The sequence below is a fragment of the Pseudomonas sp. MAFF 730105 genome (assembly GCF_055380705.1).
This window is the reverse complement of record NZ_AP018438.1, coordinates 3,989,924-4,007,433: the sequence shown is the minus strand read 5'-3', so window position 1 is coordinate 4,007,433 and position 17,510 is coordinate 3,989,924. Positions and strand designations below refer to the sequence as shown.

The following is a 17,510-nucleotide window of genomic DNA, read 5'->3' as shown; positions in this document are numbered from 1 at the left end:
CCACAGGACTGCTACGCACTGTTGTGCGAGGCGGGCGTCACGGTGCTGAACCAGACGCCAAGCGCGTTCCGCCAGTTGATCGGGGCCCAGGGCGAAAGCGACTTGAGCCACAGCCTGCGCCAGGTGATCTTCGGCGGCGAAGCATTGGAAACCGGCATTCTCAAGCCGTGGTACGCCCGGGCAATCAATGCCGGTACGCAACTGGTGAACATGTACGGCATCACCGAAACCACCGTGCACGTGACCTACCGTGCACTGTGTGCGGCGGATGCCCAGTTGGTCGGCGTCAGCCCGATTGGCGGGCGTATTCCCGACCTGCAACTGTACGTGCTCGACGCGCGGCGCGAGCCGGTGCCGGTGGGCGTGGTGGGTGAAATGTACGTCGGTGGTGCGGGTGTGAGCCGCGGTTACCTGAACCGCGACGAACTGACCGCCGAACGTTTCCTGAAGAACCCGTTCAGCGATGAACCGAACGCCCGCATGTACAAGACCGGCGACCTGGGTCGCTGGCTGGCGGACGGTAGCATCGAATACCTGGGCCGTAACGATGACCAGGTGAAGATCCGTGGCTTCCGTATCGAATTGGGTGAGATCGAAGCAACACTGGCGGCCTGTGCGGGTGTCAGCGAAGCGGTGGTCATCGCCCGCGAAGACGAGCCGGGCGACAAGCGCCTGGTGGCTTATGTCATCGCCAAGGAAGACGTGCAGCCATCCGCTGCCGACCTGCGTGCCGAGTTGTTGGGTTCGCTGGCGGACTACATGGTGCCGAGTGCCTTCGTGATGCTCGAAGCCTTCCCGTTGACCACCAACGGCAAGCTGGACCGTAAGGCCTTGCCGGCACCGGATCGGTCGGCGGTGGCAACCCGTGAATACGAAGCTCCGCAGGGGACGGTCGAGACGACCATCGCCGCGCTATGGCAAGACCTGCTGGACCTGGAGCGGATCGGACGCCATGACAACTTCTTCGAATTGGGCGGTCATTCGCTGCTGGCGGTGAAGTTGATCGAGCGCATGCGTCAGGTCGACCTGAGCGCCGACGTCCGGGTGTTGTTCGGTCAGCCGACCCTGGCTGCGTTGGCTGCGGCCGTGGGCGGTGTCCACGAAGTCGTGGTGCCGGCCAACCTCATTCCCGCTGGCTGCACGCGAATCACCCCGGACATGCTGCCCCTGGCCGACCTGGACCAGGACGCCATCGAGCGGATCGTTGCCACGGTGCCCGGCGGCGTCGCCAATGTGCAGGACATCTATGCCCTGGCGCCGTTGCAGGAAGGCATTCTGTATCACCATCTCGCCGCCGCCCAGGGTGATCCCTACCTGCAATATGTGATGTTCGGTTTCGACAGCTTCACGCGCCTGGAAAGTTTTGCCGAGGCGTTGCAAGCGGTCGTTGCCCGCCACGACATCCTGCGCACCGGTGTGGTCTGGGAAGGCCTGCCCGAGCCGGTGCAGGTAGTCTGGCGCGATGCTCGGTTGCAGGTCGAATCGGTGTCGCTGGATCCGACGGCAGGCGATATCGCCATGCAACTGCACCAGCGTTTCGATCCGCGGCACTATCGCCTGGACATCCGCCAGGCGCCGCTGATGCGCATCGCTTATGCGCAAGACCCGGCGAACCAGCGCTGGGTGGCGATCCTACTGTTCCATCATTTGGTGGACGACGCGACGTCGCTGGCGGTGCTGTCTGCGGAAATCGAGGCGCACATGCTCGACGAGGGGCAGCACCTGTCGGCCTCTGTGCCGTATCGCAACTACGTGGCCCAGGCCCGCCTGGGTGTGAGCTCTGAGGCTCATGAAGCGTTCTTCCGCGACATGCTGGGTGACCTCGACGAACCGACGCTGCCGTTCGGCTTGCAGGATGTGCAAGGCGACGGCAGTGGCATCGAAGAGCTTCGCCAGGACGTCGATGCCGATCTGAGTCGACGGGTGCGAGCCCAGGCCCGTCAGTTGGGCGTGAGCGCCGCCAGCCTGTATCACCTGGTCTGGGCGCAGGTGCTGGGCAAGGTGTCGGGCAAGGACGACGTGGTGTTCGGGACTGTGCTGGTGGGCCGGATGCAGGGCGGCGAGGGTGCCGACCGGGCGCTGGGGATGTTCATCAATACCTTGCCGCTGCGGGTGAACCTGGGGCAAACCGCTGTCGGTGCGGGCGTGAAGGCGACCCATGCACGCTTGACCGCGTTGCTCGGCCATGAGCACGCCTCGTTGGCCCTGGCGCAACGTTGCAGCGGCGTGGAAGCACCGACGCCGTTGTTCAGTGCCTTGCTCAACTACCGCCATACCGGCGCGCTGACCTCGACCGAGGCGCTGTCGGCCTGGAGCGGTATCCAGGTGCTCGGTGGTGAAGAGCGGACCAATTACCCGTTGACCTTGAACGTCGACGACCAAGGCGAGGCATTCAGTTTCACGGTCATGACGCCGGCACGCATTGGTGCGCAGCGCCTGTGCGGCTACGTGCAACAGACGCTGGAAAGTCTGATCGTGATGCTGGAGCAGACACCTGAAGCGCCGTTGCATCGGTTGTCCATCCTGCCCCACGACGAACGCCGCAAGTTGCTGCTGGAATTCAATGCCAACGAAGCCGATGACCTGCAGCAATCGTTCATTCACGAGCTGTTCGAAGCCCAGGCGCATCGCACGCCTGAGGCCGTGGCGGTGGTGCATGGCGAACAACGCCTGAGTTATCGCGAGCTGAATGCCCGGGCCAATCGGTTGGCGCATTACCTGCGTAAACAGGGCGTACAGCCGGATTCGCGGGTGGCGATCTGTGTCGAGCGTAGCGCGGACATGGTGGTCGGCCTGCTGGCGGTGCTCAAGGCCGGCGGTGGCTATGTACCGCTGGATCCGGCTTACCCGGCGGATCGCCTGGCCTACATGCTGGAAAACAGCGCACCGATTGCCGCACTCACGCAAGCCCGGACCAGGGGCCTGCTGTCCCACGGGGCGGTGCCACTGATCGACCTGGATGCCGGTGTCTGGCAGGACGAACCGGACCACGACCCGCAGGCAACGGATCTGACGCCGGGCCACCTGGCCTACGTAATCTACACCTCTGGCTCCACCGGGCTGCCAAAAGGTGTGATGGTCGAACATCGCGGCTTGAACAACCTGCTGGACTGGTACCTCGACGACCTGGCCTTCCATGCCGGCGATGCGGTGCTGCTGGCCTCGTCCTATAACTTCGACCTGACCCAGAAGAACATCCTCGCCCCGTTGATGGTGGGCGCCTCGTTGCACCTGGCCGAAGAACCGTTCAACCCGAGCGCCATCGTCGCCCAGGTCGCCGAGGCCGGGATCACCTGCCTCAACATGTCCCCCAGCGCCTTCCATGCACTGGTGGACGCCGATCGCCACGCGTCACTGGCCTGCCTGAAACGGGTGGTACTGGGTGGCGAACCGATCCAAGTCGCCATGCTGGAAAAACTGCCGCTGCCACGGCCAGCGATCATCAACAGCTACGGGCCCACCGAGTGCAGTGACGTGGTTGCCTGGCACACCGTCGATCCCGATCTGGACACCTACCGCAACCGCTCGATTCCGATCGGCCGGCCGATCCGCAACATGCAATTGCATGTGCTGGACAGTTACGGCCAGTTGGTGCCGGTGGGCGTTCCCGGTGAGATCCATATCGGTGGCGTCGGCGTGGCACGCGGTTACCTCAATCTGCCGCAGCTCAGTGCCGAACGCTTCATCGCCGACCCGTTCAGCGAGCGGGCCGATGCCCGCCTGTACAAGACCGGCGACATCGGCTGCTGGCTGCCCGACGGCACCCTGCAATACCTGGGGCGTAACGACGATCAGGTGAAGATCCGCGGTTTCCGCATTGAACTGGGGGAGATCGAAGCCAGGCTCGCCCAGCACGAGGTGGTGAAGGAGGCCGTGGTACTGGTGCGTGAAGAGGTGCCGGGCGACAAGCGCCTGGTGGCCTGGTTCACCGCCTGTTCGCCGGACGAAACGACGGACATCGAGGCACTGCGTGTCTACCTGCTGGCACACCTGCCGGCCCATATGGTGCCGATGGCCTACGTGCGCCTCGACGCATTGCCGTTGAGCCCTAACGGCAAGCTCGACCGCAAGGCGTTGCCGGCACCGGATCTGACGTCGGTCATCACCCGTGGTTACGAAGCCCCGATCGGCGAGACCGAAATCAATCTGGCCCGCCTGTGGGCCGAGGTCCTCAACGTGGAACGCGTTGGCCGTCACGATCACTTCTTCGAGCTGGGCGGGCACTCTTTGCTGGCCGTCAGCCTGATGGAGCGGATGCGCCAGGAGGGCATGGAAGCGGATGTACGGACGCTGTTCGAGCAACCCACGCTCTCGGAATACGCGGCCATGACAGAAAAAATGGAGATTGTCCTGTGAGTGTGATCGAACTGTTGGCGACATTAAAAGAAAAAGACGTACAGCTTTCGGTCAACGGCGACCAGCTCGTTGTACGGGGCCGGAAACAGTCATTGAAGGAGCCGGCGGTACTGGCCTTGTTGCGAGAGCACAAAGCCAAACTGATCGAGTTGATCAACAGCGGCGAGTATGACGACGGCAAGACCGCTGAGGTCGACGTTCCAGCCAATGGCATTGCTGTCGATTGCGCTCGGATCACGCCAGAAATGCTGCCGCTGGTCACACTGGATCAACCGACCCTCGATCGCGTCGTCGCCACGGTGCCGGGCGGGGCGGCCAATGTGCAGGATATCTATCCGCTGGCACCCTTGCAGGAAGGGATCCTCTATCACCACTTGACCGCGACCCAGGGCGATCCCTATGTCCTGCAGGCGCATTTCAGCATCAGCAATCGCGAGCGTCTGTCGGACTTTGTCGATGCCCTGCAACACGTGATCGATCGCCATGACATCCTGCGCACGGCCATCGTCCGCGAGAATCTGGAGGCACCGCTCCAGGTGGTCTGGCGTCAGGCTCGACTGGGCGTCAAGGACATCAGCGCCGAGCTGGCCGAGGGCGACGTCCTTACGCAACTGCAAGCCCGTTTCGACCCTCGTCACTATCGCCTGGATCTCAGCCAGGCACCGCTGCTGTTGCTGGTGTGTGCCGAGGACCCCGCCAACCAGCGCTGGGTCGCTATGCTGTTGTTTCATCACATGGCTCTGGACCATGCCGCATTGGCGGTCGTGCAGAACGAAATGCAAGCCTGGTTGATGGGACAGGCCGGGCAATTGCAGCCGGCTATCCCTTACCGTAACTATGTGGCGCGAACCCGCCAGGCGGGTCAGCGCCAGGCCGATGAGGCGTTCTTCAGCAAGATGCTGGGTGATCTGGATGAGCCGACCTTGCCGTTCGGCCAGCAGGATGTGCTGGGCGACGGCAGCGCCATCGAAGAGCACCATCAACCGCTGAGCCAGGAGCTCAGTCGCCGGGTGCGGATGCAGTCGCGTCAGCTCGGGGTCAGCGCGGCAAGCATCTTCCATCTGGCCTGGGCCCAGGTGCTGGGCTGCGTCTCGGGGCGTGAAGATGTGGTGTTCGGTACCGTGATGCTGGGGCGCATGCAGGCCGGTGAAAGCCTGAGCCGGGCGCTGGGCATGTTCATCAATACCTTGCCGTTGCGGGTGGGCGTGGGCGCGCAGAGCGTGCGCGACGGGGTGAAAAGCACCCATGGCTGGCTGAGCGCCTTGCTCAGTCATGAATATGCCTCCCTGGCCCTGGCACAACGGTGCAGCGGCGTGGCGGCGCCGGCGCCGCTGTTCAGCGCACTGTTGAACTACCGCCACAGCGCGGGTGCGGACCAGGTTCCCGGGCCGGAAGTGCTCCAGGCCTGGGAGGGTATTGAAGCCCTGAGCGCGCAGGAACGGACCAACTATCCGCTGATCCTCTCGGTGGATGATTTCTCCGATGACTTTGCCTTGGAGGTGCAGGCGAGCGGGCAGATCGGTGCACAACGCATCTGCAATTACATGCAGGCGGCGCTCGAGTACTTGATCACCGCACTGGAATGCGCTCCGGAGTCACTGCTCAACGACCTGTCGGTGCTGCCGCAGGAGGAGCGCGAGCGAGTCTTGCAGTCATTCAACCACACCGATCGCGCTTATCCGCAGGCGCAAACGGTTCATGCCTTGTTTCAGGCGCAGGCGCAGGCCCGTCCGGATGCGCTGGCGGCAGTACAGGCAGGACAGACCCTGACCTACCGTGAACTGAATACCAAAGCCGATGGCTTGGCCCGGCATCTGATTGACCTCGGTGTGCGGCCCCAGGATACGGTGGCCATCGTGCTGCCGCGCTCGCTGGACCTGTTGATCAGTCAACTGGCGATCCTCAAGTGCGCGGCGGTCTACCTGCCGCTGGACGTCAATGCACCCGCGGAGCGCCAGCAGTTCATGCTGCAGGACAGTCGGGCCGTGCTGGTGTTGACCCACGGTACCGAGAGCCTGGCCGATGGCGTGCGGCGGGTGGATCTCGATAGCCTCGACCTGGAGGGACTGCCGACCTGGAACGGGGCGCCGCCGCAGTCGAGCGAAGCACCGGCCTATATCATGTACACCTCCGGCTCCACTGGCACACCGAAAGGCGTGCTGGTGCCGCACCGGGCCATTTCCCGGCTGGTCATCAACAACGGCTATGCCGACTTCAACGAGCAGGATCGCGTGGCGTTCGCTTCGAACCCGGCTTTCGACGCCAGCACCCTGGAAGTCTGGGCACCGTTGCTCAATGGCGGTTGTGTGATTGTGGTGGAGCAGGACGTATTGCTGTCCCAGGAACGGCTGCCAACGTTCCTGCTTGAACAGTCGGTCAATGTGTTGTGGATGACGGCGGGGCTGTTTCACCAGTACGCCGCCAGCCTGATGGCAGTGTTCAGGCAACTGCGCTACCTGATCGTCGGCGGCGATGTGCTGGATCCGACCGTGATTGGCCGCGTCCTGGAACACGGCGCACCGGAGCATCTGCTCAACGGCTACGGACCAACGGAAGCCACCACCTTCTCGACCACCTACGAGATCAAGTCGGTCGACGCGGGCAGCATTCCGATTGGTCGTCCGATCGGCAACACTCGGGTCTACCTGCTGGACGCCCAGCATCGGCCCGTGCCCCACGGTGTACCCGGCGAGTTGTATATCGCCGGCCTGGGCGTTGCGAACGGCTATTTGAACCGGCCGGAGCTGACCGCCGAGAAGTTCATCCCTGATCCGTTCAACCCACAGGCCTTGATGTACCGCACCGGTGACCTGGGGCGCTATTTACCAGACGGCAACATCGAATACCTGGGCCGGAACGACGGTCAGGTGAAAATCCGCGGGTTCCGCATCGAGCCGGGCGAGATCGAAGCCCGACTGGCACAACACGAGAGCGTAAAAGACGCGGCGGTACTGGTTCGTGAAGACGTGCCGGGGGAAAAGCGCCTGGTCGCCTACTTCACATTGCAACCGCCTTGCGACAACGTGGATATCGAAGCGCTGCGCACCCACCTGCAAACCCGCTTGCCGGATTACATGGTACCGGCTGCCTATGTGCGGCTCGATGCCTTGCCACTGACTGCCAACGGCAAGCTCGATCGCAAGGCCTTGCCGATGCCGGACCAGGCGTCGATCCTGACGCGCGGTTATGAGGCGCCCGTGGGCGAAACCGAAACCCTCCTGGCGAAGTTGTGGACGCAGATCCTCAATGTCGAGCGGGTGGGGCGTCACGATCACTTTTTCGAACTGGGCGGTCACTCCCTGCTGGCGGTCAACCTGATCGAGCAGATGCGCCAGGTCGGCTTGAGCGCCGATGTACGGGTGTTGTTCGGCCAACCGACCCTAGCGGCACTGGCCGCGGCGGTGGGCAGCGGCAATGAAGTCCAGGTGCCGGCCAACGGTATCGCTCCCGGTTGTGAACGGATCACCCCGGACATGTTGCCCCTGGCCACATTGACCCAGGATGCCATCGACTGCATCGTCGCAACGGTGCCGGGCGGTGCCGCGAATGTCCAGGACATCTACCCGCTGGCGCCCCTGCAGGACGGTATTCTTTATCACCACCTCTCGGCGCAACAGGGCGACCCCTATGTGCTGCAGGCGATGTTCGCCTTCCAGGACAAGCCGCGCCTGGATGCCTTCGCGCAAGCGCTGCAAGGCGTGATCGATCGCCACGACATTCTGCGGACTTCGGTGCTGTGGGAGGGGTTGGAACAGCCGATGCAGGTGGTCTGGCGCAAGGCCGTCCTGAGCGTCGAACCGTTCGATGCACAAGCATCGGATGGCGACGTCGTGGCCCAGCTGCATTCGCGCTTCGATTCCCGTCATCATCGCCTCGATATCCGCCAGGCTCCGCTGATGTGTCTTCGATTTGCCCATGACCCGCTCAACGAGCGCTGGGTGGCGATGCTGTTGTTCCACCACATCGCCCTGGACCATACCGCGTTGGACGTGGTGCAACAGGAAATGCAGATGCACCTGCTGGGGCAGCAGGAACAATTGCCGGCAGCGATGCCGTACCGCAATTACGTGGCCCAGGCGCGCCTGGGTATCAGCGAGGAACAGCACGAGGCCTTTTTCCGGGACATGCTCGGTGATGTCGATGAGCCGACGCTGCCCCTTGGTTTGCAGCAGGTGCAGGGTGACGGTCGCGGTATCGAGGAAGCGCGGCTCGCGGTGAATGTCGATTTGAGTCGCCGTCTGCGGGCCCAGGCACGCCGGATGGGCGTGAGTGCGGCCAGCCTTCACCATCTGGCCTGGGCACAGGTGCTGGGGCGCTTGTCCGGGCGCGAGGATGTGGTGTTCGGCACCGTACTGATGGGGCGGATGCAGGGCGGCGAAGGCGCCGACCGGGCCCTGGGGATGTTCATCAACACCTTGCCGCTGCGGGTGATGCTGGATGAACAGGGCGCGGAGGCCGGGGTCAAGGCGGTCCACGAGCGGCTGACTGCATTGCTTGGTCATGAGCATGCTTCGCTGGCCCTGGCGCAACGTTGCAGCCGCGTCGCGGCTCCGGCCCCGCTGTTCAGTGCCTTGCTGAACTATCGGCACAGCGCCGCCGGGGTCATCTCGGCGCAGGCCACGGCCGCCTGGCAGGGCATGGAAGCCCTGGACAGCGAAGAACGCACGAACTATCCGCTGACGCTGTCGGTGGACGACCTGGGCGACGGCTTTTCCCTGAGTACCCTGGTGTCGCAAGGCGTTGGCGCAAGCCGCATCTGTGCGTATATGCACACCGCGCTCGAGCGGTTGGTGCAGGCGCTGGAGCAAGCGCTGAAAACCCCGCTCAACCGTCTGGAAATCCTGCCGCAGGTCGAACGCGACCAGTTGCTGGTGGACTTCAACGCCACCCGGCGCATCTATCCTCAGGACGAGACCGTGCTGGCGCTGTTCGAGGCCCGGGCGGCCCACTTGCCGCAGGCAATTGCGGTGAAACATGGACAGCGGCAAGTGACTTATGGGGAGCTGAACGCGCAAGCGAACCGCCTGGCCCATCACCTGATCGGTCTTGGCGTGCGACCGAACGACTGTGTGGCGATCTTGTTGCCGCGTTCGATCGATCTGCTGACCAGCCAGTTGGCCATTCTCAAGTGCGCGGCGACCTACGTCCCGCTGGACCGGAATGCTTCGCTGGAGCGGCAGGGATTCATGCTCGCGGATTGCCGGGCGTTCTTTGTATTGACGTCCAGCAGCGAGTCGATACCTCCGAACGTGCGCCGCGTTGACCTGGACACGCTGGAACCGCACGGGGCCACCCACAATCCAGGGCTTGAACAGTCCAGCGAGTCGATTGCCTACATCATGTACACCTCGGGCTCCACGGGGCAGCCCAAGGGCGTACTGGTTCCACACCGGGCAATCAATCGGTTGGTGATCAACAACGGTTATGCCGACTTCAATGAGCATGACCGGATCGCCTTTGCCTCCAATCCGGCGTTCGACGCCAGTACCATGGACGTGTGGGGCGCGCTGCTCAACGGTGGGCAGGTGGTGGTGATCGACCATGAGACGCTGCTTGAGCCGGCACGTTTCGCCCAGGTGCTGAGTGACTCGGGGGCCACGGTGTTGTTCGTGACCACGGCGATCTTCAATCAGTACGTGCAACTGATTCCTGAGGCCATGGCTGGTCTGCGTATTCTGCTGTGCGGTGGCGAACGGGCCGATGTGGCGTCGTTCCGGCGCCTGCTGAGCCTGGCGCCGGCGTTGCGCCTGGTGCATTGCTATGGCCCGACTGAAACCACCACCTACGCCACTACGCTGGAAGTGAAGGCGGTGGCCGAAGACGCGCAGAGCGTGCCGATTGGCGGACCGATCTCCAATACCCAGGTGTACGTGCTGGACGCGCGTCAGCAACTGGTTCCGTTGGGTGTCGTCGGCGAAATCTACATCGGCGGCAAAGGCGTGGCGAAGGGGTATCTGAACCGCCCCGACCTCACTGCGGAGAAATTCATTGCCGATCCGTTCAGCGACGAGCCTGGTGCGTTGTTGTACCGCACGGGCGACCTTGGCCGCTGGTTGCCGGAAGGCAGCCTGGAGTGCCTGGGGCGTAACGACGATCAAGTGAAGATCCGGGGTTTCCGGATCGAACTGGGTGAAATCGAAGCCAGACTGGTCACCTGTGCAGGGGTGCAGGATGCCGTGGTGATGGTGCGGGCCGATGAATCGGGCGAGAAACGCCTGGTGGCCTATGTCGTTGCGCAGCCGGAAGTCATGTTGACTGTGGCCGGGCTGCGGGAGCAGTTGTCCGCAACCCTGGCCGAGTACATGGTGCCCGGCGCGTTCGTGTTCCTGCCGCTTTTCCCTCTGACACTCAACGGCAAGGTGGACCGCAAGGCGCTGCCCGCGCCGCATGCCGAGGCCTACGCGAGCGAAGCCTACGAGGCGCCGCAGGGGGAAATCGAACAGACCCTGGCCGGCTTGTGGGTGGACCTGTTGAAGGTGGAACGGGTCGGCCGTCACGATCATTTCTTCGAACTGGGCGGTCATTCGCTGCTGGCGATGAGGTTGATCGAGCGGATGCGTCAGGCCGGTCTGTCGGTAGACGTGCGCGACCTGTTCAGCCAGCCAACGCTACGGGCATTGGCCGCTGCGGTGGGTGGGCATCGCGATGTGGTGGTACCGGCCAATGCCATTGTCGAAGGTTGCGAGCGGATCACCCCGGACATGTTGCCACTGGCCATTCTGAGCCAGGAGGCCATCGACCGGATCGTGGCGAGCGTGCCGGGTGGTGCGGGCAACGTCCAGGACATCTACCCCCTGGCGCCGTTGCAGGAAGGCATCCTGTATCACCATCTGACCGCAAACAGAGGTGACCCCTACGTGTTGCAGACGCTGTTCGGTTTTGATGACCGCAGTCGTCTGGACAGCTTCGCCCAGGCGTTGCAGCAGGTGATCGATCGCCATGACATCCTCAGGACATCGATGGCTTGGGAAGGGCTCGACGAACCGGTGCAGGTCGTGTGGCGTCGGGCGCAACTCAGCTTCGAGGCATTCGAACCGGAAGCTGACGGCGCAGAAGTTGTTGCACAAATGTATGAGCGTTTCGATGCCCGTCATTACCGGCTGGATATGCGCCAGGCGCCGTTGTTGCGCCTGGTGTTCGCCGAAGATGTCGCCAATCAGCGCTGGGTGGCGATGCTGTTGTTCCATCACTCGGTGCTGGACCATACCGCGCTGGAGGTGCTGGAGCGGGAAATGCAGGCCCACTTGCTCGGCAGGGCCGACCAGTTGGGTGCTGCGGTGCCTTACCGCAACTACGTGACCCAGGCGCGCCTCGGCGTCAGCCAGGAGGAGCACGAAGGGTTCTTCCGCGACATGCTTGGCGATATCGATGAGCCGACGCTGCCGTTCGGCCTGCGGGATGTGCAAGGTGACGGTAACGGCGTGGAGGAGGTAAAGCTGGCGCTGGAGGCGGGGCTGTGTCGTCGTCTTCGTGGCCAGGCGCGGCAGTTGGGTGTCAGTGCGGCGAGCCTGATGCATTTGGCCTGGGCACAGGTGCTGGGCCGTGTCAGCGGACGCGACGAAGTGGTCTTCGGCACGGTGCTGCTGGGTCGGATGCAAGGCGGAGAGGGTGCCGATCATGCGCTGGGCATGTTCATCAATACCCTGCCGTTGCGGGTGAGCCTGGTTGGGTGCGGTGTGCGGGAGGGTGTGAAAACCACGCATCAACGGCTCACCGCACTGCTCGGTCATGAACACGCTCCGCTGGCCCTGGCCCAGCGTTGCAGTGGCGTGGTAGCGCCGACGCCGCTGTTCAGTGCCATGCTCAATTATCGCCATTGCTCGGTCGAAGTCACCGCGCAGATGGTGTCGGCGTGGCAGGGGATCGAGTCCATCGGTGGTGAGGAACGTACCAACTACCCGTTGACGCTGGCCGTGGATGATGAGGGCGAAGGGTTCAGCCTGGTGGTGCAGGTGGCGCGCGGAATCGGTGCGCAACGCATCGGTGAGTACATGCAAACCACCCTCGAGAGCCTTGTAACCGCACTGGAGCAAGGATCCGACACGCCGCCGTACGAGCTGGAGAGCCTGCCGGCAGTCGAGCGCCAACACCTGCTGGAAGCGTTCAACGCCACGGCCGTCGACTATCCGCAAGGGTTGACCTTGCACGGTCTGTTCGAAGCGCAGGCACTGGCGTCACCAGACGGCATTGCAGTGGTGGCTGACGCAGAGCAGCTGAGTTACGCGCAGTTGAACCACCGTGCCAACCAGATCGCCCACCGGTTGCTTGCCCTGGGCATTCGCCCGGATGACCGCGTGGCTGTCTGCATGGACCGCAGCACGGACATGGTCGCGGCGCTGCTGGGCATCCTGAAAGCGGGCGCCGCCTACGTGCCGCTCGACCCGGATTATCCGGCCGACCGTTTGGCCTACATGCTGGAAAACAGCGCCCCAGCCGTGGTGCTGATCCAACGCGCCTTGCAGGCGAGCCTGCCCGCGACCGACGCCAGGGTGATGGTGTTCGAAGACGAAGACTGCGCCACGCAGCCGACCGGCAATCCGCAGGTCTCGGGCCTGCATGCCAGCCATTTGGCCTACGTCATCTACACCTCCGGTTCGACCGGCCTGCCCAAAGGCGTGATGAACGAGCATGGCGCGGTGGTCAACCGCCTGCTGTGGATGCAGGACGCCTACACACTGAGCGCCGCGGACGCGGTGCTGCAGAAGACCCCGTTCAGCTTCGACGTCTCGGTGTGGGAGTTCTTCTGGCCGCTGTTCACCGGCGCGCGGCTGGTGATGGCGCGTCCGGGCGGGCATCGCGATCCGGCGTACCTGCGCGAAGTGATCCAGACCCAAGGCATCACCACGATGCACTTCGTACCGTCGATGCTGGACGTATTCCTGGCCCATGGCGAGGCTGGCGAGTGCGAGGGGTTGCGCCAGGTGATGTGCAGCGGCGAAGCCTTGCCGGGCCATCTGGTGCGGCGCTTCAAGGCGCAATTGCCACGGACGTCTTTGCACAACCTGTATGGACCGACCGAAGCGGCCGTCGACGTGACGGCGTGGGACTGTTCCGGTGCCGAGACGCCGGACAGCACGCCGATCGGCAAGCCGATCGCCAACACCCGGATCTATCTGCTCGACGCCCACCAGCAACCGGTGCCTATGGGCGTGGCCGGGGAGATCTACATCGGTGGCGTCCAGGTGGCGCGGGGTTATCTGCACCGTGCGGAGTTGACGGCCGAGCGTTTCCTCGTCGACCCGTTCAGTGACCGCCCGAATGCCCGAATGTACCGCACCGGCGACCGGGGGCGTTATCTGGCGGACGGCAACATCGACTACTTGGGGCGTAACGATGACCAGGTGAAGATCCGTGGCTTCCGTATCGAACTCGGCGAGATCGAGGCCAAGCTTGCCCAGCACGGGGCGATCAAGGAAGCCGTGGTGCTGGCTCGCGAAGACGTGCCGGGGGCCAAGCGCCTGGTGGCGTATTTCACCGTGCACGGTGACGAGCACCGCGTCGAGATCGAAAGCCTGCGAACTCAGTTGCAAGGGCAACTGCCGGAATACATGGTGCCGGCAGCCTATGTGCAACTTGAGGCATTGCCGCTGACGCCGAATGGCAAATTGAATCGCAAGGCGCTACCGGCACCGGACCTGGCGTCGGTCATTACCCGTGAGTACGAGGCGCCGCAAGGTGAAGTCGAAGTCGCCATTGCCGGAATCTGGCAGGATTTGCTGGACCTGGAGCGGATCGGTCGCCATGACAACTTCTTCGAGTTGGGCGGTCATTCGCTGCTGGCGGTGAAAATGATCGAACGCATGCGCCAGGCCGGTTTGAGCGCCGATGTGCGCGTGCTGTTCGGCCAGCCGACATTGGCTGCATTGGCCGCTGCGGTTGGTACGTGCACGGACGTCGTGGTGCCGGTCAACCGGATCCCGCACGGTTGTTCGCGGATCACTTCCGCCATGTTGCCCCTGGCCGACCTGGACCAGGAGGCCATCGAGCGGATCGTTGCCACGGTGCCCGGCGGCGTCGCCAATGTGCAGGACATCTATGCCCTGGCGCCGTTGCAGGAAGGCATTCTGTATCACCATCTCGCCGCCGCCCAGGGTGATCCCTACCTGCAATATGTGATGTTCGGTTTCGACAATTTCACCCGCCTGGAGGATTTTGCCCAAGCGTTGCAAGCGGTCGTCGCCCGCCACGACATCCTGCGCACCGGTGTGGTCTGGGAAGGCCTGGCCGAGCCGGTGCAGGTGGTCTGGCGTAACGCGGAGCTGGGTGTGGAAGCGGTACCGCTGGACCCGACGGCAGGCGATATCGCCATGCAACTGCATCAGCGTTTCGACCCGCGGCACTACCGCCTGGACGTGCGCCAGGCGCCGATGATGCGAATTGCCTATGCGCAAGATCCGATGAATCAACGCTGGGTGGGCATCCTGCTGTTCCATCACCTGGTGGACGATGCCACCTCCCTGGCGGCGCTGGCGGCGGAAATCGAGGCGTACATGCTCGGGCAGGCACAGCGTTTGCCAATATCGGTGCCGTATCGCAATTACGTGGCCCAGGCCCGCTTGGGCGTAAGCCGTGAGGCTCATGAAGCGTTCTTCCGCGACATGCTGGGTGACCTCGACGAACCGACGCTGCCGTTCGGCTTGCAGGATGTGCAAGGCGACGGCAGTGGCATCGAAGAGGTTCGCCAGGACGTCGATGCCGATCTGAGTCGACGGGTGCGAGCCCAGGCCCGTCAGTTGGGCGTGAGCGCGGCCAGCCTGTATCACTTGGTCTGGGCGCAGGTGCTGGGTAAGGTGTCGGGCAAGGACGACGTGGTGTTCGGTACTGTGCTGGTCGGCCGGATGCAGGGCGGCGAGGGTGCCGACCGGGCGCTGGGGATGTTCATCAATACCTTGCCGCTGCGGGTGAACCTGGGGCAAACCGCTGTCGGTGCGGGCGTGAAGGCGACCCATGCACGCTTGACCGCGTTGCTCGGCCATGAGCACGCCTCGTTGGCCCTGGCGCAACGTTGCAGCGGCGTGGAAGCACCGACGCCGCTGTTCAGTGCCTTGCTCAACTACCGTCATACCGGGGCGACGACGTCGACCGAAGCGTTGTCGGCCTGGGAGGGTATCCAGATACTCAGTGGCGAGGAGCGCACCAACTATCCGCTGACCTTGAACGTCGATGACCAGGGCGAGGCATTCAGCTTCACGGTCATGACGCCGGCACAGATGGGCGCACAACGCATCTGCGGTTATGTGCAGCACGCGCTGCAAGGCCTGATCCGAATGCTCGAGCAGACACCGGGGGCACCACTTCACGATCTGCCGATTCTGCCGGCAGCGGAACGTGAGCAACTGCTGGTGGCGTTCAACGCCACCGAGGCCGAGTATCCGCTGGAGCAGACCGTCCATGGGTTGTTCGAAGAGCAGGCGCAGCGCACGCCGGATGCGCTTGCAGTGCTGCATGGCGATCAGCGTCTGAGCTACGGCGAACTGAATGAGCAGGCCAACCGCTTGGCGCATTACCTGCGCAAGCAGGGCGTGCGGCCGGATTCACGGGTGGCGATCTGTGTCGAGCGTGGCCTCGACATGGTCGTGGGCTTGCTGGCGATCCTCAAGGCGGGCGGCGGTTATGTGCCGCTGGATCCGGCCTATCCGGCGGATCGGATTGCCTACATGCTGGAAGACAGCGCTCCGGCCGTGGTCCTGGCCCAATCGGCAACGGTTGGTTTGTTGGCCGGTGCTTTGATGCCGGTGATCGACCTCGGTAGTGGGCGCTGGCAGGACGAATCCGTCTCGAATCCAGAGATTGCCGAGCTGACCTCGGCGCATCTGGCTTACGTGATCTACACCTCCGGTTCCACCGGCTTGCCGAAAGGCGTGATGATCGAACACCGCAACACGGTGAACTTCCTGACTTGGGCCCATCGTTCGTTCGATGCGCAAACCCTGTCGAAAACCCTGTTCTCGACCTCGCTGAACTTCGATCTCGCGGTTTACGAGTGCTTTGCACCGTTGACTAGCGGCGGCAGCATCGAGGTAGTCACTAATGTGCTGGAACTGCAACACGGCGAGCACGACATCACCCTGATCAACACCGTGCCGTCGGCGCTCAAGGCGCTGTTGGAGTCCGGTGGGCTGGGCGAGGGTGTGGACACGGTGAACGTGGCCGGTGAAGCGCTCAAGCGCAGTCTGGTGGAAACGCTCTTCGAACAGACTTCAGTCAAACGCCTGTGCAACCTCTACGGCCCTTCGGAAACCACGACCTATTCGAGTTGGGTGTCGATGGCCCGTGAAGACGGCTTTGCTGCCCACATCGGCAAGCCGGTCGCGAACACCCAGTTCTACCTGCTGGATGAGCATAAGCAGCCGGTGCCATTGGGTGTCCCAGGAGAAATCTACATCGGTGGTGCCGGTGTCGCCCGTGGTTATCTCAATCGTGATGACCTCACTGCCGAGCGTTTCCTCAAGGATCCGTTCAGCTGTGAACCGAACGCCCGGATGTACAAGACCGGCGACCTCGGCCGTTACCTGCCGGACGGCAACATCGAATACCTGGGCCGTAACGACGACCAGGTGAAGATCCGTGGTTTCCGCATCGAACTGGGCGAGATCGAAGCCAAGCTCGCTCAACACGACGCGGTGAAAGAAGCGGTGGTACTGGCCCGTGAAGACGTGCCGGGCGACAAACGCCTGGTGGCCTATTTCACTCAATCGGAAGCGGTGGATATCGAGGTTCTGCGCAGCTATCTGCAAGGGCAACTGCCGGCCTACATGGTCCCCGTGGCCTACGTGCACCTCGATGAACTGCCCCTGACCCCCAACGGCAAGCTCGACCGCAAGGCCTTGCCGGCACCCGATAGCAGCGCGTTTTCCCTGCGTCTTTATGAAGCCCCCATGGGTGACACCGAGATGAAGCTTGCCGCGCTGTGGGCCGAGTTGCTGAAGGTCGAGCGCGTTGGTCGCCATGACCATTTCTTTGAACTGGGCGGACACTCGTTGTTGGCCGTGGCGCTGATCGAACGCATGCGCAAGGAAGGCATGGAGGCCGATGTCCGTGTGTTGTTCGGTCAGCCGACGCTGGCGTTGGTGGCCGCGGCGGTGGGGCAGGTACAACGCATCGAAGTGCCCGAGACGAAGATTCCGGCGCTCACGCGCCAGCGACGCATCTGA

General features: G+C 63.4%; 2 protein-coding genes (1 of these 2 cut by a window edge). Both read left to right on the top strand.

The window, feature by feature from the left end:
• Positions 1-4,356: the 3' portion of an amino acid adenylation domain-containing protein gene (locus PCOSP_RS17215; RefSeq protein ID WP_464709130.1), read on the top strand. Its footprint begins 14,031 nt before the window's first position; the window shows 4,356 of its 18,387 coding nt (coding positions 14,032-18,387); its start codon lies off the left edge, out of view; the stop codon is at positions 4,354-4,356.
• Positions 4,353-17,510 (top strand): amino acid adenylation domain-containing protein, encoded by a 13,158-nt coding sequence (locus PCOSP_RS17210; RefSeq protein ID WP_464709129.1) that lies wholly within the window; start codon positions 4,353-4,355, stop codon positions 17,508-17,510. Before PCOSP_RS17215 ends, PCOSP_RS17210 begins: the two co-directional genes overlap by 4 nt.